Here is an 18,997-nt window from a genome sequence, read left to right on the forward strand (position 1 = left end):
CATTCAAAGACCTGACAGGTTTTTAAAAACCTGTCAGGTCTGTTATATAATCCATTCCATGATCTATCTTGATTATGCCGCCACCACTCCTGTTGATGAACGCGTCCTCGCGAAGATGATGCCGTATTTCCGCGAATCGTTCGGGAATCCGTCGTCGATTCATCGCTACGGGCAAAAAGCCGAAGCGGCCGTGGATCAGGCGCGGGATGAAGTCGCCTCGGTTTTGAGATGCCTCCCCGAGGAGATCATCTTCACATCCGGCGGCTCCGAGGCGGATAACCTCGCTCTGCGCGGCGCGATGATGGCGCGAAAAGACTCGACCAAATGGATTTTGACTGCGAAAACCGAGCATCCTGCCGTGAGTAAAACAGGGATTCAGCTCGCTAAGGATTTCGGTTTTTTACTCGAGTGGCTGGAGGTCGACCAATTTGGAATGGTCACTGTCGAATCGCTGGCAAAGGCTGTCTGCAACGATACGACGATGGCGTCTATCATGTATGCCAATAACGAGATCGGTACCGTCAATCCCATCCACGATTTGGCAGAGACGGCAAAAACGAATCAAATCCTTTTGCACACCGACGCTGTTCAGGCTGCTGCATACCTCGATGTGGATGTTGGCAAACTCGGCGTCGATTTGATGTCGCTCGGCGGGCATAAATTTTACGGACCGAAAGGCGTTGGCGCCTTGTACATCCGCAAAGGGACGAAGCTGATTCCACATATCACCGGTGGAAACCAGGAGTTCAGTCTGCGCGCCGGGACGCATAATGTGCCCTACATTGTCGGTTTTGCCGAAGCATTGAAACTTGCCGCTGAAGAGCGTGAGGCGCGGACGGCGCATGTCAAACCTTTGCGAGACCATATTATTGGAACTGTGCTCGAGACGGTCCCCGACTCGAAGTTAACCGGCCACCCTGAAAAGCGATTGCCCAATCATGCTTCGTTCGTCTTCAAGGATGTGGATGGCAATCTTCTCCTGCAGTTGCTTGATTCTGCGGGCATTGCCTGTTCATCCGGCTCTGCTTGTAAAACCGGAAACCCTGAACCAAGCGAAGTCATAAAAGCCCTGGGATACTCGGACGATTGGGCGCTGGGCTCTCTGCGCATCACGCTTGGCAAAGGTACAACGCCGGAACAAGTTGATTCATTCTTAAGAACCCTGCCTTCATTGATTGATAAAGCAAGAAATTTGAATGCCTGACCCGCTAAATTGAAAACCAAGATCATCACACTTGAATCTCATGACGACCTGATCTCCGTCCGCGATAAATTGTCGTGGGCGAAAACTCCGCGCATCCTATTGGTGTGGCCCAGATATGAAAAGGTCACTTTGCGTCTGCTGGACTTGAAAGTCCTCCAACGCCACGCAGATTCGCTCGGGGCACAGCTGGGACTCGTCACAAAACGGGTGAATGTACAACGGGATGCGGAGTCGTTGGGAATCCCGGTATTTGAATCGACAACCGCGGCTCAATCGAACGCCTGGCCCGAGTCACCGCCCCGAACCCGGCGCACCCCGCAAGCGCCTCGTAAAGGCTTGCGCGCAATGCGCGAAAATGCGCATGTGAGAGAGGCGTCATGGCGGACATCGCTTTTGGGACGGGTGCTCACCTTTACGGCGGGAGTTGCGGCTGTCCTGGCGCTGGCAGGTCTATTCATCCCGCGAGCCGTTGTGACTTTGAATCCGGAAGCGCAGACCATATCTCTGATCATCCCGGTCAACGCAAGCCCGAATTTTGAGGCAGTCTCTCTTAGCGGTGAAATCCCCGCCCGGACCATATCCATGACCGTGTCTGAAGAACAGACGCTTGTCCTTTCAAATTTAATTTCCGTTCCAAAAGCCAAGGCTGCAGGGATTGCACTGTTCACGAATTCGGGTCCGGAAGAGATCATCATCCTTGCAGGGACAGTGGTGGCGACGAATACACTGATCCGGTTTGCGACCATGAACGAGGCGAGATTGCCAGCGGGACTTGATGAAAGCGTTGAAATCAAGATCGAAGCGGTGGAAGCAGGCGCGGGCGGGAATGTCGAAGCGAATACGATCAGGATCGTCGAAGGTACGCTTGGACTTTCGGTAAAGGTAACAAACCCGGAGCCAACGACCGGTGGAACGAACGAAGACATGATCGGCTCGACCGAAGAAGACCGCGTCAATTTGCGGGAACAAACCGTGTATAAGTTAGGTTTGATCGCCGAAGAACAAATCCGCGCAAATCTCGGCGAAGGCGATCTGTTGATCGCGGACACTTTGGCATTCAAAGACATCCAACGCGAGGAGTATTCCCTGCCAGTGGGCGAACCGGGTAACGAGTTGAGCCTCTCGATGCAGGCGGTATTTGAAGCGAAGTACATCCTTGCGGATGACCTGAGAGTTCTTGCCGCCTCTGCTGTGAATGCATCCATACCGGATGGATTTTCTCCGAACAGCGAAATGACGATTATGCCGCTCGAGACCCCGTTCACTGATTCGGCGGGCATCACCCGTTTCCCCTTGCAAGCCTCGCAGCCCACTCTGCGCGAAGTGGATTTGATGCAGGTTTTCGATCTCATCCGCGGGCGAGAGGTAACCGCCGCCGCGCTCGCGGTCAAGGAATCCCTCTCCCTGCAAAACGAACCGAAGATTCAAATTACCCCTTCATGGTGGAAATGGCTGCCATTGATTCCCTTCAATATATCGATTGATGTGAGATGATTAATGAACAACTTGACAGCTTGACCATTCGACGAATCCATTATGAGAATTTTTGCAGTTGATCACGGCGAAAAGCGCATCGGTCTCGCGATCAGCGACCCAACCGCCACAATCGCCAGCCCCTTGAAAGTTATTCGGCACGTTTCGCGCGTCATCGATGCCGCGCAGGTGGCGGAGATGGCTTTGCAAAATGACGCCGGGTTGATCGTCGTCGGGCAATCGTATGACGAGGATGGGAATCCAAATCCCGCTGGACGCAGGGCAGGCCGCTTTGCCGATGAACTCCGCAGCCAGACGAATATTCCCGTCGTGCTGTGGGACGAATCCCACAGCACGCAGATCGCCCGTGCCGCGCGCATCGAGCTCGGGGTTTCGCGCAAAAAACGCGCCGGGCATCAGGATGAATATGCGGCAGTGGTGATCCTGCAATCCTATCTTGAATCGAAACGCAATTCATAGCTTGCAACCTGACACATGTGGCTTTCAACCTGACACCTCCTAAACCAATGTCTTCCCGATTCTTCAAACGTTACCAACTTCATTTCATCCTTGGTGTACTGGTGTTTGCCTTCTTCGCGTGCATCTTTGGGTTCGTTTATTACATTCCCGCACGCGCTTCCTTGTTGTATGGTCCACCGGCAAGGCATCTTTCCATTTCAGATCGGATCGAATATTCGACCCGCCTGCTTTCTTATGGCGGCGAGCTAACGACCCCGCTCGATATGAACGGAGTTACGCAGCCCTTTCGCGTAGACTCCGGTGAAACGGTCGCATCCATTGCCAGTCGGCTAGAAAGCGGTGGTTTCATTTCCAGCGCAGGCGCCTTTTTCGATTATGCCATCTATACCGGCATCGATCTCACGATTCAATCCGGCGATTTCGAACTCAGCCCGGCGCAATCCATCATCGACATTGCCCGATCGCTTCAAAAATTCAATCCCTCCGACGCGGTGTTGACGATCCTGCCCGGCTGGCGGATGGAGGAGATCGCCGCTTCGCTCCCGACCTCCGGCTTGACCATCCCTCCCGAAGAATTTCTTTCCGCTGCAAACGATCCTCCTCAAGTTCTCGCGTTCGCGGAGCCAGTCACCATGGAAGGATTTTTCTTCCCGGATTCGTACACGCTCCCGCGCGAAACTACGATCGATCAATTGCTCGAAGCCATCGGGCGAAATTTCGCGGCGAAGCTTACAGCCGACCTTAAAAACGGATTCGCCTCCCAAAATTTAAGCATCTATCAGGCAGTGACCCTCGCCTCCATCGTCGAGCGTGAGGCAGTGAAAATCGAAGAAGCGCCGTTGATTGCCTCTGTCTATCTCAACCGTATCGCCATCGGGATGAAACTGGATGCCGATCCGACGGTTCAATACGCCATCGGGTATCAAGCCGATAAAATCTCATGGTGGAAAAGTCCGCTCGCGTTGGCGGATTTGGAAATTGTCTCCCCGTATAACACCTATCTTAATCCGGGCTTGCCTCCCACGCCCATCTCCAACCCCGGAATCGAAGCCTTGACCGCGGTGGCATTTCCACAACAATCACCCTATTTTTATTTCCGCGCCGCATGTGACGGGTCGGGGTATCACGTCTATGCCGAAACGTTCGAAGAGCAGGTGGCGAACGGGTGCCAGTAGCTATTTACGAAATCCATCCCATACCGCCAGTGCGGGTTTTGGGGAACGGTCGGGATTAATAAAACCAACATGGGAAAAATATTCAAGGGAGGCGATGTCATTTGGGTCCTGTCCCTTCGACCGGGCGAACTCGGCGTAAGAATCCATATTGAAGTCGTTCAGGGTGAGGTTTACCCAAAAGACAAGACGTGAGCCGAGTTGATCGTGGATTGCATTCAAGTAAGTGACCTGACCTTCAGGCGTGCCTTGCGCGAACTCGACGGCTTGAGAGGAGAATCCGCCTTCGGCGACGGCGATCGGTTTCGAGGTCCGGGAGAGAAGCGGGGAGTAGTAATCGGAGGGAATGTCCGCGGCGGATGGGAAAACAAAGTAAGGGTAGGTCGAGATCGCCCAAACATCCAGGTTCGGCTCGAAAGCTTCGATCTGCTCCCAGTTGGGAGAGAGGCGTTGTCGATTACCCTCCTCGGGCTGGGGGAACATGTTATTGAGGTCATCCCATTGAAAGGTGACGAAGACTTGCGTTTCGGGCGCTTCGGCTTTGACCAGGGCGTAGATTTCGTTGTAGAGGCTGATGAAGTTCGGCGTATCTTCGGGATGAGCGTCCATGTAGGTGTTGATCTCGGAGGCGAGGCCGAGATAACGGGGATGGAACGAGCGCACGACCCAAAGCGCATAATTTTTATAAGCGGTTCGAACGTTGGGATTTGAAAAGGCGGCATCCCAACCTGCGGGCAGTCCGATAAACTCACGGCGGTTCAGACCGTTCAACGCATCGAGAACGAAGATGGTTGCGAGGTTGTTCTGACGCGCAAGAACGGTCTGATTTGTGATATCGGTTCGGGTTTGCGATTCGCCGTCTACATTACTGGCGAAATCCTCCCAGGCTGTGTTCTGTTGCAGAAGGACAAAATCGGCATGAAGGCTCAGGTCTTTGTAAAGCTGCAGGATACTGTCGGTGGTTGCTTCAGGCGCCACGGGGAAGAACCCGTAGGCTGTCCTGCTTGAGTCGAAGATGGAGTTATCCAGCGGCAGGGGAGCGGGTGTTCCGCCGCAAGCCAGAGATGCGGATAATAGGATCGAGAGAAATATACCAAGACGCCTCATTCGTGACTCCTTTCCAGGTTATACAAGAATGGAGGGCGGAAAGTTGCGTCGATCAACCATCGCATCCAATGGCAATTAGGACAACGAATGGTTTTTTTCTTTTCTGTTTATGGAATAAGCCGCAAATGTCATTCCTGTGCCAATGACGAGCAATAACAGACCCTGCCAAATCACCGGCAGGAGCAATGCCCGAACCATTGCCGACGAAAGATCGCCGGTGAAGCCGGATAGGAATGCGGGAAGATAATTCGGGAGACGATTCGCCAGGATACGTTCGAGAATCGCACTAGCGATCGGCGCGCCGAGAACTCCCATGATGAACGCGATGAAACCGGCGGCAAGGATTGGAATTCCCCACCAAATCAACCAATCCTTGGGCGAGCGGACGATGACAATCGTCAGAGCAAGAAGAAATGCGATGGGCAGGATCGGGCTGAGGCGCATCAAAAAGCGGATGACTAGCAGTCTCTGTCTCGGGTCGTTTTGAGGCGGTGCGGTGACGAGCGTCAATTCATCCGGGATGATCGATGCGGCGAATTGGAGCTGTCCCTGAACGATCGGGGTGATGAGCGGCATGAGTTCATCTGGCGGGCTGCAAAGTTGAATTTCCCCGCTGGAAAAAAGGTTAACGGTGATCTGCGCGATCTGTTCGACAGTGCAGGCGGGGAGTGTTCTAATGAGCGCTATCACTGCCTGGGTTCCGGTTTCGCTCGACATGGCAGACTTAACCGGAGTGAGGCTGACGCTGGCTGAGTCCGCCTGCAGGTTGAGATAAGCGAACGTGGAAGCCAGCGCGTCATCGCCCATCGTTTTCAACGCTTCGGGCGGAAGCAAAGCGCGGATGAAGTTCTCCCATGCTTCAACACCCATTCCCTGCATCACAAGCGGCAGGCTGCTGTTATCCGTGCCGGGAGAGGCAATGGCTTGCGCCATCATGTTCGGGAGTTTGTCATAGAAATCTTCGCGGGCAAAAGCGCGTTGATATGTCTCGGCTGTGAAGGCACGGCGGTCGAAATTGAAGAGGAGGATCGCCGCCACTGCAGTTATTCCGAACAGAATAGCGCAAAAGACAGCGAAAGGATTTCTGAAATTTTCCATGAGTCAGGAATATACGACAAAAACCCTGCCTTCATTTCGAGTACAAGCGCAGGAGAGGCAGGAATGACCGTCGCTTCTCATGCGGTCAAAATCTCGATGTAATCCTGCGTCACGGTTTCAGCCTTCCCGGCGCCAAGGATGTCGAGCAGTTCATTCACCAGTTCGGCTTTCAGATCGGCATCCTTACGACTCCAGGTTCGGCTCTTCACTTCCAGGAAGGTCCCCATCGCGGGTTGTTTTACCTCGTCGAGATTGATGAAGAATTCCGTGTTCTTGTATTTGATGTGCCATCGCAGGCGGTCCTTTTCCACCGAGATTTCCGTTTTTGGCTTGAAATATTCGCGGTAGAACCTCAGCGACTGCATGGCGGGCGCAAGGAAGCGGCTCCGTGAGAGCAGGACGTCGTGCCCAATTTCGTCCTCGCGTTTTACACCGAGCAGTGTTAGGCGCGACCGGGTGTTGACGATCTCGCCCTTCTCGTTTATGAGGTTATCCTCGCGAAAACGCAGGCGTCCCTGGTTGGGATCGTCGAAAATGAAGTATTCATCGAACTGACGGTAATGTTTGTGCGCCGTGATTTCGATCTCATCGCGCATCAAGTTTTGGACGATGAGGCTGGGCTCTTCGACCTTGACCTTGACCTGCACCTCGAACGATTCCTCCTCCATCGAGCCGCCCAAAGCGATGAGCTTCGAAAGCACCGATTGCTCGCGCTCCGTCAGGAAGGCGTCGATCTTGACGGCAAGTTCGCGAGCCTGGGCGATCAATTCCTTTTCGTTGATCGTAAGCAGTTGACGGTCCCGCATCAGCCATTTTCCATTGACCATCACGTCGGTCACATCGGTCGATTTGGCCGCATAGACCAATTGGGCATAGGCGTTCTGTGGATCGCGTTTGAAGCGCGGCGTGTTGTGGAGGGGACCCGTATCCACAACGATCATGTCCGCGCGTTTGCCGATCTCCAAAGAGCCGGTGATTTCGCCGAGATGAAGTGCCTGTGCGCCGAGGCGGGTCGCCATCGTCAGTGTGGCCGCGGCGGGGAGAACGGTCGGGTCGTTGGAGGCAGCCTTGGCGACGAACGAGGCGAGGCGCACTTCCTCGAACATATCGAGGTCGTTATTGGATGCGGGTCCGTCGGTGCCGATGCCCACGTTGAGTCCGTCTGCCAGCATTTTGGCGACCGGGGCAAAACCCGAAGCGAGTTTCAGGTTCGATGATGGATTGTGCGAGACTCCCGCATTGGCATGCTGTAGCGTGCGGATCTCGCCCGTGTCGATGTGGACACAGTGAGCGGCGATGACTTTGGCTTCGAATAAGCCGAGTTTCTTTACGTACGGAATGACCGGCATGCCCTGTTCCTTGCGCATGTTTTCCACTTCGAATGCAGTTTCGGAAATGTGGATATGCAGGGGAACATCGAACTCTGTGGCAAGGTCGACACAGGCGCGGATGATCTCGGGAGTGGTCGAGTAGGGAGCGTGAGGCGCGATGGCGGGGACGATGAGCGGATGGCCTTTCCATTTTCTGATGAATTCGCGGGCATAGGCGAGCGAGTCGTCGTATGATGGCGCATCAGGCGCGGGGTATTTCATGATCGATTCGCCGCACACCGCGCGCATGCCCGCATCGGCGGTGGCTTGGGCAATGTCGTCCTCGAAGAAATACATGTCGTTGAACGTGGTCACCCCGCTGCGGATTTGTTCGGCGCAGGCAATGAGCGTGCCGAGGCGCACGAATTCCGGTGAAACGAATTGACGTTCGACGGGAAGCATGTACCCCATCAGCCAGACGTCGAGACGCAGGTCGTCGGCGAGACCGCGGATGAGGGTCATGGGCACATGGGTATGCGCGTTGACCAGGCCGGGCATAAGGATTTTCCCGCCGCAGTCGATCACTTCTTTCGCTGAATATTCTTTTTTCAAATCGGCTTCGGGTCCAACTGCGACGATGGAATCGCCCCTGACCGCCACTGCGCCGGGGTCATATTGAGTCAGGAATTCATCCATCGTCAGCACGACGGCATTGGTGAATAAAGTGTCAACAGTTTGAGTCATTTGTTCTCCAAAAGATGTCACCCCGAGCGAAGGGTCTCCTCGTCTGCGTTGTGATGCTTCGCTCAGCATGACACAATAAAGTGTCTATCTCCAATTCAAAAGCACTTCCAGAGCCTTGAGATTTTCTTCAAAGTCGGTGTACTTGTGTGTGGAAAGTTCCATATCTGCCGCGGTGATGCCGAGCGAGACGGCGTAATCGGCGAGGGTGCCGGTGTAGACGCAGCCTGTGTCAATGGGCGGGTAGGGATATCCCGTGGCTTTGGATAATGCTTTCGAGAATTTCTTCGAGTCCGCCTCCCAGGGTTCACCGCCAGGGAAAACACCCAGCGCCGCACTGTGATAGCTGATGATCGTCTCGACATCGTGCGATTGCAGGAAGTACATCACAGCCCGTGTTTCCGGCTCCGAACCGGGACCCGTCCCGCTGGTTGTTGGAGTGAGTGTCCAGCAGCCAGTCCGGTCCCAGGTCTTTTTCCAATTGGCGGGGAAGTTGCGGTTCAAATCCACGCCATGGTCGTTGACCCGCCCGTCGATGCCGTGATCGCGCGCGTCGCCGTCGGGATTCAAATTTCTCAGGATGTATAGGGTCACATCGTCGGGGATGATCTCCGGGTTGTCGAAGATGTGCTGGATCAACTCGTCTGCCAGCGCGATGGTGTTCCATTCATAGCCTCCGTGAATTCCGGCGACGATCATCTTTTCCCGTTCACCGTGCCCGAACATGTACACTTCGATCGGCCTGCCCGAAACGGAATAACCGATGGTTGCAATGCTGGCACGCCCCTGTGCCGCGTTTTGCAGGATGAATGGCGTGGGCGATTGGACGACGATCAACGTCGAATGCGGATTTGGCGTGATGGTCGGCAGGTCGAGCGATAAAGGCACAGGTGTGAACGTTGGCGGCATTGTGGCAGTGAAACCTGTGCGTGATTCCTGCGAGGCGGCATGGGCGGGCTGGAGAGCCCAATAGGCGACCAAAACAAGCGCAATGGCTGCCAAGCCAAAGAGATTCAATCCCCATGCAAGGATGACCCATGGGGCGTCATTCTTTTTACGCGGCTTGGGCTTTGCCATCAGTTCAATTCCTCAAGAGATGTCCTTAACCAATTCAAAGCGAGATTCATGCTCCAGCGCGGAAGGCTCCTTGGCGGACCGCCATAGGTGATGCGATGGGTCTTTTCTCCTTTAGATGTGATCATCGCCATCTCGGCAGCGCGCTCGTCCATATGGACGGTGACGCCAAGCGCAATATCCGCTTTCCTTTCGGCCCGGGCGGAGCGCAAAGCTTCGGTCAACGATTCCAGGCTCAAGTTCGGGATGGAAGCGGAATGCGGAATCTTTCGCGCCAGCATACCATCGAGTCCGCTTTCAACGGCGGTCAGGGTCAATCCGCGCCGCGTGACCATGTCGAGGACCACTTCATGGAGCCGGTCTTCGTCTGCGCCAAAGATAACGGAGCCGAGGCGCGTGCGGATATCCGCTTCAACTTTGGCGATCATTTCATTCGCCTCGGACTCACTTTTGGCTTTTGCCGCAACGCGGATATCCACCACACCCGTATGCGCCGCAAGGCCGACTGTGGGATTGCTCAGCGTTTCAAGGTCTGCGATTCTTTCATCGATCATGCCTTCACCCAGACCTGCGCAATGCAGCACGCGGACCTTGATGATCGCGTCGAGCCCGAAGCGTTTTTGCAAATAAGGAATGACCGATTCGTGCAGAATGTGTTCCATTTCAGCGGGCACGCCGGGCAATGAGATCACAGCATTCTTTTCAGTCTCTACGATGAAACACGGAGCCGTCCCAACCGGATTTCTTAAACCAATTGCACCTTTGGGAACATACGCCTGACGTTTTTGATTCTCAGAGGGTTTGCGCCCATAACGACCGATGGTTTCGACGACTTGCTGCCAAAGGTCTTCGCGAAATTCCGTCTCCACCCCGATGGCTTTGGCGACGGCTTCTCGCGTGGGGTCATCCACGGTGGGACCCAGCCCGCCGGTGGTAATGACGATATTTGCGCGTTCCATCGAATGGCTGATTGCGCTGGCAATCCGGTCGACATTATCCCCAATGGTGATGGTGCGATACAAATCCACGCCCAGGCTGCGCAGCGTGCGGGCGATGTAGCGGGTATTCGTATCCACGATCTCGCCGAGCAATATTTCCGTTCCGATGGTGATGATTTCTGCAGAGGTCATAGGTTTCTTTTGTAGGTCACGTTACTACCGTGACGCCATGCTGCAAGCGTGACCTACAGTGTCATAATTTAAACCACATTGTACTCTTTTATCAAACGTCCCTCTTCGAAGCGCTTCAGGTCGAGCATCGATACATCCACGCTTGAATATTTTCCATCCAGGATATATTCGCTCAACAGCTTCCCGGAGATCGGTCCGTGCATGAAGCCGTGACCTGAGAATCCGGTGCATAGAAAAAAACCCTTTACATCCGTCGCGCCATAAATGGGATGCGCATCCGGCGTCATTTCGTAAAGACCTGCCCAATGAGATGCGCGGCTTGCCTTTTCCAAAAGCGGCATTCGTCCGATGGCGGCTTCAAGGTTGACCAGTTCGAAATTCTCGTCCACGCTTTGGTCATATCCAGGCTTTTCGTCGGGGTTGCTCATGCCGACCAGCAAACCCTCGCCTTCGCGATGAAAATACAATGACTTGGCAAAGTCAATGACGAACGGAAAATTCTCCGGCACTTCTTTCAATGGATTCGTTGTGAACATTTGCCTGCGCAGGGGGATGAGCGGAACGTTGATCCCCGCCATCGCAGCGATCAGACCTGACCACGGTCCCGCCGCGTTCAACACGACTCGCGCCTCGATCTCACCCAGATTTGTTTTAACGCTGCGAACCTCTCCGCCGCTGACAGTGACTCCAATCACTTCCACGCCCGTAAGCGCCCTGACGCCCATCTTCTGCGAGGCGTTGATATATCCCATCACGATGCTGTTCGGGTCCGCCGTGCCGTCTTTCCAATGAAATGTGCCAGCCAACGCGTCGTCGAACCGCATGAGTGGCAGCCGCCTGCGGACCTCATCTCCGCTCAGCAATTCCGTTTGCACGCCCAGTCGATTCTGCATGGCAACATTACGCCTGAACTCTTTTACTTCAATTTCATTCGTCGCCACCAGCAAATATCCGTACTTGTGATAGCCGGGGTCCTGTCCGATTTCCTCTTTGAAATTTTCGATCATCGGCAGGCTATGTATGGACAAAGTGACGTTGATCTCAGTGGAAAATTGATAACGCACCCCGCCCGCGCATCTTCCCGTTGCACCGGTGCCGAAATGACTTTCTTTTTCCAGGAGGAGAATGTCTTTCACCCCGCGTTTTGCGAGATGGTATGCGGCGCTGGCCCCCATTACACCGCCGCCTATAATGAGGATGTCTGCTGTCTTTGGAATATCCATTTTATAACTCGATCTCCCTTCCCAGTCTCATCGCTTTTGCATTCTTCAACGCCAGCTGCGCCGCCATTGCATCCTGCACCGCAACACCGACGGATTTGAAATAGGTGATCTCCATCTCTGAGCTTCTGCCCGGTTTCCTGCCAAGGATGATCTCACCCAACTCAGCGCGGACGTGAGCCTCCGTGATCAATCCGCTTTTCATCGGTTGGATCAAATCTCCAGCTTCAGCCAGGACCGCTGAGCGCGAATCCACGAAAACCCCGGCGCGTTGAATGGTTTCGGGAGGAATTTCGACCATATCCGGTGTGTAGGAGCCGATAGCCGAGATATGCGCCCCGGGCTTGATGTCGGCATCGGCAAAAACCGGCGTGTTTGATGTTGTGGCTGTGCAAATGATGTCAGCGGATTTCACCGCCTCGCGGGAGGATGAAGCAGGTTTTAGGTCGGCAGGAATCGCCCCGTGTCCTGCCATTTCAGCGACAAAGGTTTCAGTGCGTTTTGCGTCCGAATCGTAGACCCATGCCTTTTCGATCTTGCGGACAGAACAGGCGGCTTCAAGTTGCGTGCGCCCCTGCGCCCCTGCGCCGAAGATGGCGACTGTATGACTGTCTTTACGCGCGAGCAGGTCTATTGCTGCGCCGCTCCCTGCGCCTGTGCGGATGGCGGTAAGCGAACCCCCGTCGAGCAGCGCGGAAACTTTCCCCGTATCAGCTTCGAATGCGACCACTGCCGCCTCGATGTAAGGCAGTCCGCGCGCTGGGTTGTCGGGAAAGATGGAAACGATCTTGATGGCAAGCGCATCCTCTTCGTCGGTGTGGACATAGGCGGGCATGAAGATTGAGAGCGCGTTCTGGTTCGGGATCGATAAGCGCGTCCGAAGGGGCGCCTCCGCCTGCCCGCCTGAGAGCGAGGCGTAGGCCTTCTTCATCGCTTCGATGGTCTCCCGCATTGGTAGGGCTTTACGAACTTCATCGGCGTTCAATACGAGCATGATGCCTCCAATTTTTGTGAAGCGGCGATCCGACCCCACATCTTGATTTTAATGGAGAAGGGGACGAATCAAAAGGCGCAGGGGGATTCTCCTCTGCGCCTTCTTTCATTGGGTCGGGACTGTTATTCCATTCCAAGGTACGCCTTTTGGACGGTTGGGTTATTTTTGAGATTTTCGGCGGAGTCGCTGATGACGATCTCGCCTGTTTGTAAAACATAGCCGCGGTGAGCGATGGAGAGCGCCATGAGAGCGTTCTGCTCGACGAGCAGGATCGTGACGCCTTCCTTGTTGATCTGCTGAATGGTATCGAAGATCAGTTCCACCAGCACTGGTGCGAGTCCCATCGAAGGTTCGTCCATGAGCAGGATGCTGGGGCTTGCCATGAGCGCGCGTCCTGTGGCGAGCATTTGTTGTTCACCACCGGAAAGTGTGCCAGCCACCTGGGTATGACGCTCTTTCAGACGCGGGAAGAGTGTGAACACCCTCTCCATGTTGCGGCTGATTCCCTGGGGATCCTTGAGGCTGTAGGCGCCCATTTCCAAGTTTTCGTTCACGGTGAGACGGGCAAACACGCCGCGCCCTTCGGGCACCATGGAAATACCCTTGTACACAATTTCATGCGCCTTGTATTTCGAGAGATCTTCGCCGTTAAGGCGGACGGTCCCTTCGCGCGGCTTGAGAAGACCTGAAATAGTCCTCAGGGTGGTGGTTTTTCCAGCACCATTGCCACCGATCAGGGTGACGATCTCTCCTTTTTCGATGGAGAGTGTGATTCCCTTGAGGGCATGGATGTTGCCATAATAAGTGTTGACGTTGTCAAGTGTCAGCATGGGCATTCTATTACCCTGCCTTTCTGGAATGACGCTCGTGCGCACTGGCCATGCCTTCGGTGGCGGCGCCACGGCCGAGGTAGGCTTCGATCACACGCGGATTGCTCTGAATCTCAGCGGGGGTGCCCTCAGCAATCTTTTCACCGTAATCTAGTACGGTTATATTCTCGGAAATGCCCATGACCACACGCATGTGGTGTTCGATGAGCAGAATGGTGATTCCCAGCTCGTCCCGCAGGCGGCGAATGAAAGCAGTCAGGTCCTCGCTTTCGCGCGGGTTCATACCTGCGGACGGTTCGTCGAGCAGGAGAAGTTTGGGTTTTGTGGCAAGGGCACGAGCGATCTCAAGCCTGCGCTGGGCACCGTAAGGCAGATTGCGCGCCAGCATGTCCCCTTTGCCTTTGAGGTCCACAAAGTTCAGAAGGTGTTGGGCTTGGGCAAGTGCGGTCTTTTCCTCTTTGCGAACGCGGGGCGTGCCAAGAACGGCTCCCATCCATGGCGCGTGCAAAAACATGTGCTGGCCGACCAGGATATTTTCCAATGCGGTCATGTCGGCGAACAGGCGGATGTTTTGGTATGTACGCGAGATGCCAAGACGAGCGATCTGGTCGGGGCGGAGTTTCTGGATAGGGGTGCCCTCGAAGTTGATCGTACCTTCATCTGCTTTTCCAAAACCGGTGATGCAGTTGAAGAAAGTTGTCTTTCCCGCGCCATTGGGACCGATAATGCTGACAATGCCTTTTTCGGGGATCTCAAAGTCCACCGCGTTCACAGCGGTTAGGCCGCCGAAGCGTTTGGTCACTTTCGTTGCAGTGAGAATGGGTGTCATAAAATTCTCCCTATCGCTCAATCTGTACTGCATCCTCATGATGCAGTTCGCGGCGTGCAGCCTGGGAAGGCCAAAGGCCTTCGGGTTTGGCAAGCATCATCACGATCAATGCCACGCCATAAAGCAGGTAGCGGAATTCTGAAATTTCTCGCAGGAGTTCTGGCAAACCAATCAGCGCAATGGCGCCCACGATGACCCCCGGGATACTACCCATGCCGCCAACAATGATGAGGGCGACTACATTTATGGATACCAAAAGTTGCATACTGGTTGCGAAAATGGAACCAATCAAGGCGGCAAAGATCGCGCCTCCGAGTCCTGCCATTGCAGCGCCGAGCATGTAGGCAAGCAATTTGGTTTGGATTAAATTTATTCCAAGTGCTTCAGCCACATCTTCATCCTCGCGGATGGCCATCCAGGCTCGTCCCAGGCGAGATTCGCGCAGACGCCACGCAACAAAGGCGATCAGCAACGCCGCCACAACGGCAAGATAATAGATATCCTGCGGTTTTCCCAATTCGATGCCATTGCAGACACGTGGCACATCGATTTTCACAAACGGCTCGAGAAATCCAAGGCATGGTTTTTGAATGCCGATGATGCCTTGCGGGCCTCCGAAATAGGGCGAAAGAAAATCGGACCCAGCCAGCAAGCGGACAATCTCACCGAATCCAAGAGTGGCGATAGCAAGATAGTCACCTCGTACACCGAGAACGGGCAAGCCAAGTGTAAATCCTGCCGCCATGGCAACCAAAACCGCAATTGGTATGGCAACCCAGAAGGAGATATGTTGAATACCGAAGGGACCGTAGGATGTGAGTAAGCCAACAGTGTATGCTCCGATAGCGTAGAAGGCCACGAAGCCGAGGTCGAGCAGGCCTGCAAAGCCGAGAGTGATGTTCAATCCGAGACCCATCAGGATGAATAACGCCACGATCACAATCACCTGTGCAATGAATGGGCCGGAGACTTGAGGCAGCGCAAGCGCAATGAAACCGATCAGGGCAAAAGCTATCACCTGCAACGAAAGGCGGCCGCCTTTTGGAAGGCGGGTGATGCCTTGTCGTACATTCCCGCCCTGGTAGGTCCAGAGGAGGGTAAGCAGTATCACCCCAAGGAAGAAAATCAAAGCGCCTGCTTTTGTCAGTCCGGTTTGTCCAAAGAGGTATTTGGCAGCCTTTTCCATTTCAGGGCCCTGGTTGATCAATACGACTCGGAACAGGCCCGAGAACAGCGCCATGAAAACAATAACAAGCAGGCCTCGATTGATAGGATGGCTGACGTTCGACGGCAGGAAGACATAAACTGCACCAAGTAGTCCTGCAAGAGCCCCGATGGCTGGCAGAATCCATGAATATCCCACCCCCAGCTCAAAGGTTAGGAGTTGGTATAGAGTGGGAGATGCGTTCAGGAAGACGGCACGGATATTAACTTTATCACCTAGGATAACAAACAAGGCGATCACGCCTCCAGTTACCACGCCGGCGATCGCTCCCGCTACCATACTGGAAAACGCCTTGTTCCGTTCCACAAGGCTCGAGGTCTCCTTAGATGCAAATAGACCTGCGATGATGCTTGTGGCAAGCAGAACGAATTGTCCGAGCGTAATGACACCTTCAACTACATCACGCTTGCTAAAGACTTCCACCATTCCAATCAAACAGATGAAAAGTGCCACCGCGCCGCCAAGCAGACCGGTTTTAATTGCGCTCCAGATGAAATTTTCTTTTTTCATGGCATTCACCTTTATGCTTTCTTGCTGGACAAGCGTTCACCCAAAATGCCAGAGGGACGGAATAACAGGATCATGACGAGCATGGTGTAGGCGATGGCGTCTTTCAGTTGGTACGGACGGGGGATCCCAAGTCCTTCGAGAAAGAGTGAGGGACCAACAGATTCGAAGATACCCAGCACCAATCCGCCCACCATGGCTCCGGGGATGTTTCCAATACCGCCCAATACGGCTGCAGTAAATGCCTTGATACCGGGAACAAAACCGATGAAAAAATTTACCTGACGGAACATCAGGGAGTTTAGAACCCCAGCTGCGCCAGCCATGGCCGCGCCAATGGCAAAAGTGGATACGATGATGCGATTCACATCAATCCCCATAAGAGCCGCGGTATCCTTGTTTTCCGAGACTGCGCGCATGGCTTTGCCGGTTTTGGTGAACATAACAATGGAGTATAAGATTGCCATCATTGCGGCGGCGGCAACGGCAACCACGATCTGAACTTTTTGGATCCCAACTCCGAAAATTACCCAATCCCCATCAAGCGCCTTGATTGGGGGATATGCATATACGCCGGGACCAAAAAAGCCCCGGAAGGCATATTCCAAAAAGAAGGAGGCGCCGATCGCGCTGATGAGAGGCACCAACCGCGGCGCTCCCCTCAGGGGGCGGTATGCGATGCGCTCAACCAGCATTGCAATGCTGGTTGAAACCAGCATCGCGAACAGAATTGGGATCAAAAAGCCAAGCAATGGATTACCATCTATGAATCCGATATTATTCAACCATGTTGCAATAAAATATGCTCCAAATGCGCCGGTCATGAAGATATCGCCATGCGCGAAATTGATCATCCGCAGAATGCCATAGACCATGGTGTAGCCCAGCGCGATCAGTGCGTAAAGGCTTCCTTGGGATATGCCTTGGACAACGAAATCTATCCACTGCTCACTCGTATATTTCCCGGCCAAGATTGTGGAAATTGTGCCAAATAGGATTACAGAGACGATCAGAATACGAAACCCCCACATAAAAACACTGACGGCCAGGTCCAAAAAGCGTTCGCTTAGGCTCGTTCGCATGGGCTGTCTCCTCAACAAATTACAGAAGGGGGGCAGGCTATGCCTGCCCCCCTTGATTAGGTTAGCCTCTTGCCTGGACTACTCAGGCCAGACTTTCTTGGGATTCGGTGCATCCGCAGAGGCGGGGTTCCATGAGGCGGGATCGGAGTTTACGATCTCATAAACTGCGATCACAGGAGCGCCGCAGTCACCGGAGGCAGAGCAGGACAGATTACCGGTAACGCCCTGGAAATCCTTGGTGGCGTAGATGGCGTCACGCAGTGCCTTCAGAGGAACATGGACTGTTCCATCGGCGTCCACGACAGCAACCTGCTCAAGCGCCGCAAAGAGAATGTTAGCTGCATCGTAGGCATGCGCATGGAAGGTGGAGAGTGTGGAGCCGCCATATTTGGCAGTGTGCTTCTCGATGAAGCCGGCATAGTCACCGGTGAAGGCGCTGAAGTCCGGGCTGGAGAGGTACATGCCCACGGTATTCGGGCCGCCACCCTTGAGCAGGTCGGCAGTGAAGATACCATCGGAGCCGGCGAGGTAGACGGTCTCGAGGCCGGCAACATCGCGCACCTGGGCAGTGACGTAACCGCCAACTGCCACAAAGACCGGGTAGTAGATGAACTCAGGGCCGGCAGCGGCAATGGTGGTAAGCACGGGCTTCATATCCGTGGCATCCTTGGCAACGGCTTCCTGGGCTACGATCGTTCCACCGAGTTTGACAAACTCATCCGCGAAAACCTGCTGAAGTGCCTGAGCATAAGCGGAACCATCATGGATGGTGGCGGCCTTGGTGACCTTTAAGTAGTTATACGCGAACTCGGCAACAGCCTTGCCCTGGAAGGCATCGCTGTGGGCAGTGCGCAGATAACCATCGTAGTCCGGGCCGCGATCGGGATTGCTGAGAGCCGGGCGGGTGTTCGACGGGGAGATGGTGGTCAAGCCAGCATTGGTGATGGCCGCGATACCGCCGACGGTCTCATCGGAACAACTCGAACCGATCAAGCCGACGAGCGAGGTATCGGAAGCCAGTTTGGCTGCCGCGGTAGCGCCACCTTCAGGGGTGCAGCCGCCATCTTCAGTGGTAAGCAGGATCTCGTGACCCAGGAGCGTGCCGCCTTTGTCGTCAATGGCGATTTCAACGCCGCGCTTGGAGTCTTCACCGAGAGAGCTGTCAGCACCGGAAAGAACACCCCAATAGGCGATGTGAATAGGCTCGCCGGGGGCGATGTCCACGCAACGGAATTCATCAGTGCATTCAAAAGCAGCCGCGGCCTCAGTGGCGGGAGCCGCTTCGGTCATGGCTTCTTCAGTCATCGCAGCTTCGGTCGCAGCGGGGGCACCGCATGCGGCGAGCGCCATGCTGGCGATCACCAGCAGGGACAGCAAAGCGAGTAAACGCTTGTTCATTTTCTTACTCCTCCAAAATTTATCGAAATTTGATTCCCGCAAATGCGGGGGACAACGAACAGGCAGACCAGACGTGGGTGAGTCGGCGTCACCTCCTTTCACGGTATGGATATACAAAGAAAG

The 18,997-nt window shown here is 54.5% G+C and carries 16 protein-coding genes; 4 read left to right on the forward strand and 12 right to left on the reverse strand.

From position 1 onward, the window contains the following. The first annotated feature begins 58 nt into the window (after nucleotides 1-58). Genes HS100_13335 through mltG form a run of 4 tightly spaced genes read left to right on the forward strand, consistent with a single transcriptional unit; the run spans nucleotide 59 to nucleotide 4,332 of the window. Entirely contained in the window at nucleotides 59-1,204 is a 1,146-nt protein-coding gene (locus tag HS100_13335; GenBank protein MBE7434894.1) for a cysteine desulfurase, read from the forward strand. 9 nt (nucleotides 1,205-1,213) lie between these two features. Then, a complete protein-coding gene (locus HS100_13340; protein MBE7434895.1) occupies nucleotides 1,214-2,698 on the forward strand; it encodes a baseplate J/gp47 family protein in 1,485 nt (494 codons plus the stop codon). 42 nt (nucleotides 2,699-2,740) lie between these two features. Further along, nucleotides 2,741-3,157 carry a Holliday junction resolvase RuvX gene (ruvX, locus tag HS100_13345; GenBank protein MBE7434896.1) on the forward strand — a complete coding sequence of 139 codons (417 nt, stop codon included), beginning with the start codon at nucleotides 2,741-2,743 and terminating at the stop codon, nucleotides 3,155-3,157. Between the two features lie 47 nt (nucleotides 3,158-3,204). Further along, nucleotides 3,205-4,332, forward strand: coding sequence for an endolytic transglycosylase MltG (mltG, locus tag HS100_13350; GenBank protein MBE7434897.1), 1,128 nt, complete (start codon nucleotides 3,205-3,207; stop codon nucleotides 4,330-4,332). Here mltG and HS100_13355 read toward each other — a convergent pair whose 3' ends face one another. The 12 genes from HS100_13355 to HS100_13410 all read right to left on the reverse strand — a co-directional run bounded on the left by HS100_13355 (nucleotide 4,333) and on the right by HS100_13410 (nucleotide 18,874). Further along, a complete protein-coding gene (locus tag HS100_13355) occupies nucleotides 4,333-5,436 on the reverse strand; it encodes a hypothetical protein (protein ID MBE7434898.1) in 1,104 nt (367 codons plus the stop codon). A gap of 75 nt (nucleotides 5,437-5,511) precedes the next feature. Next, complete coding sequence (locus tag HS100_13360; GenBank protein ID MBE7434899.1) at nucleotides 5,512-6,534, reverse strand: hypothetical protein; 1,023 nt, start codon at nucleotides 6,532-6,534, stop codon at nucleotides 5,512-5,514. A 77-nt stretch (nucleotides 6,535-6,611) separates the two neighbouring features. After that, complete coding sequence (locus tag HS100_13365) at nucleotides 6,612-8,588, reverse strand: amidohydrolase family protein (protein ID MBE7434900.1); 1,977 nt, start codon at nucleotides 8,586-8,588, stop codon at nucleotides 6,612-6,614. Between the two features lie 84 nt (nucleotides 8,589-8,672). Then, entirely contained in the window at nucleotides 8,673-9,662 is a 990-nt protein-coding gene (locus HS100_13370; protein MBE7434901.1) for a hypothetical protein, read from the reverse strand. Continuing rightward, a complete protein-coding gene (locus HS100_13375; GenBank protein MBE7434902.1) occupies nucleotides 9,662-10,789 on the reverse strand; it encodes a CinA family nicotinamide mononucleotide deamidase-related protein in 1,128 nt (375 codons plus the stop codon). Before HS100_13375 ends, HS100_13370 begins: the two co-directional genes overlap by 1 nt. Nucleotides 10,790-10,857: 68 nt before the next feature. After that, complete coding sequence (locus HS100_13380; GenBank protein ID MBE7434903.1) at nucleotides 10,858-12,012, reverse strand: FAD-binding oxidoreductase; 1,155 nt, start codon at nucleotides 12,010-12,012, stop codon at nucleotides 10,858-10,860. A 1-nt stretch (nucleotide 12,013) separates the two neighbouring features. Next, nucleotides 12,014-13,003 carry an ornithine cyclodeaminase family protein gene (locus tag HS100_13385; GenBank protein ID MBE7434904.1) on the reverse strand — a complete coding sequence of 330 codons (990 nt, stop codon included), beginning with the start codon at nucleotides 13,001-13,003 and terminating at the stop codon, nucleotides 12,014-12,016. 122 nt (nucleotides 13,004-13,125) lie between these two features. Continuing rightward, entirely contained in the window at nucleotides 13,126-13,839 is a 714-nt protein-coding gene (locus tag HS100_13390; GenBank protein ID MBE7434905.1) for an ABC transporter ATP-binding protein, read from the reverse strand. Nucleotides 13,840-13,843: 4 nt separating this feature from the next. Then, the gene (locus tag HS100_13395) at nucleotides 13,844-14,662 is read right to left on the reverse strand and encodes an ABC transporter ATP-binding protein (protein MBE7434906.1); all 819 of its coding nucleotides are present in this window, start codon (nucleotides 14,660-14,662) and stop codon (nucleotides 13,844-13,846) included. A 10-nt stretch (nucleotides 14,663-14,672) separates the two neighbouring features. Next, a complete protein-coding gene (locus tag HS100_13400) occupies nucleotides 14,673-16,397 on the reverse strand; it encodes a branched-chain amino acid ABC transporter permease (GenBank protein ID MBE7434907.1) in 1,725 nt (574 codons plus the stop codon). A gap of 11 nt (nucleotides 16,398-16,408) precedes the next feature. Further along, nucleotides 16,409-17,425: a branched-chain amino acid ABC transporter permease gene (locus tag HS100_13405; protein ID MBE7434908.1), complete on the reverse strand. Its 1,017-nt coding sequence runs from the start codon at nucleotides 17,423-17,425 to the stop codon at nucleotides 16,409-16,411. 129 nt (nucleotides 17,426-17,554) lie between these two features. Continuing rightward, nucleotides 17,555-18,874: a branched-chain amino acid ABC transporter substrate-binding protein gene (locus HS100_13410; protein ID MBE7434909.1), complete on the reverse strand. Its 1,320-nt coding sequence runs from the start codon at nucleotides 18,872-18,874 to the stop codon at nucleotides 17,555-17,557. Between the last annotated feature and the right edge of the window lie 123 nt (nucleotides 18,875-18,997).

This window comes from Anaerolineales bacterium, from assembly GCA_015075725.1.
GTDB lineage: Bacteria > Chloroflexota > Anaerolineae > Anaerolineales > Villigracilaceae > Villigracilis.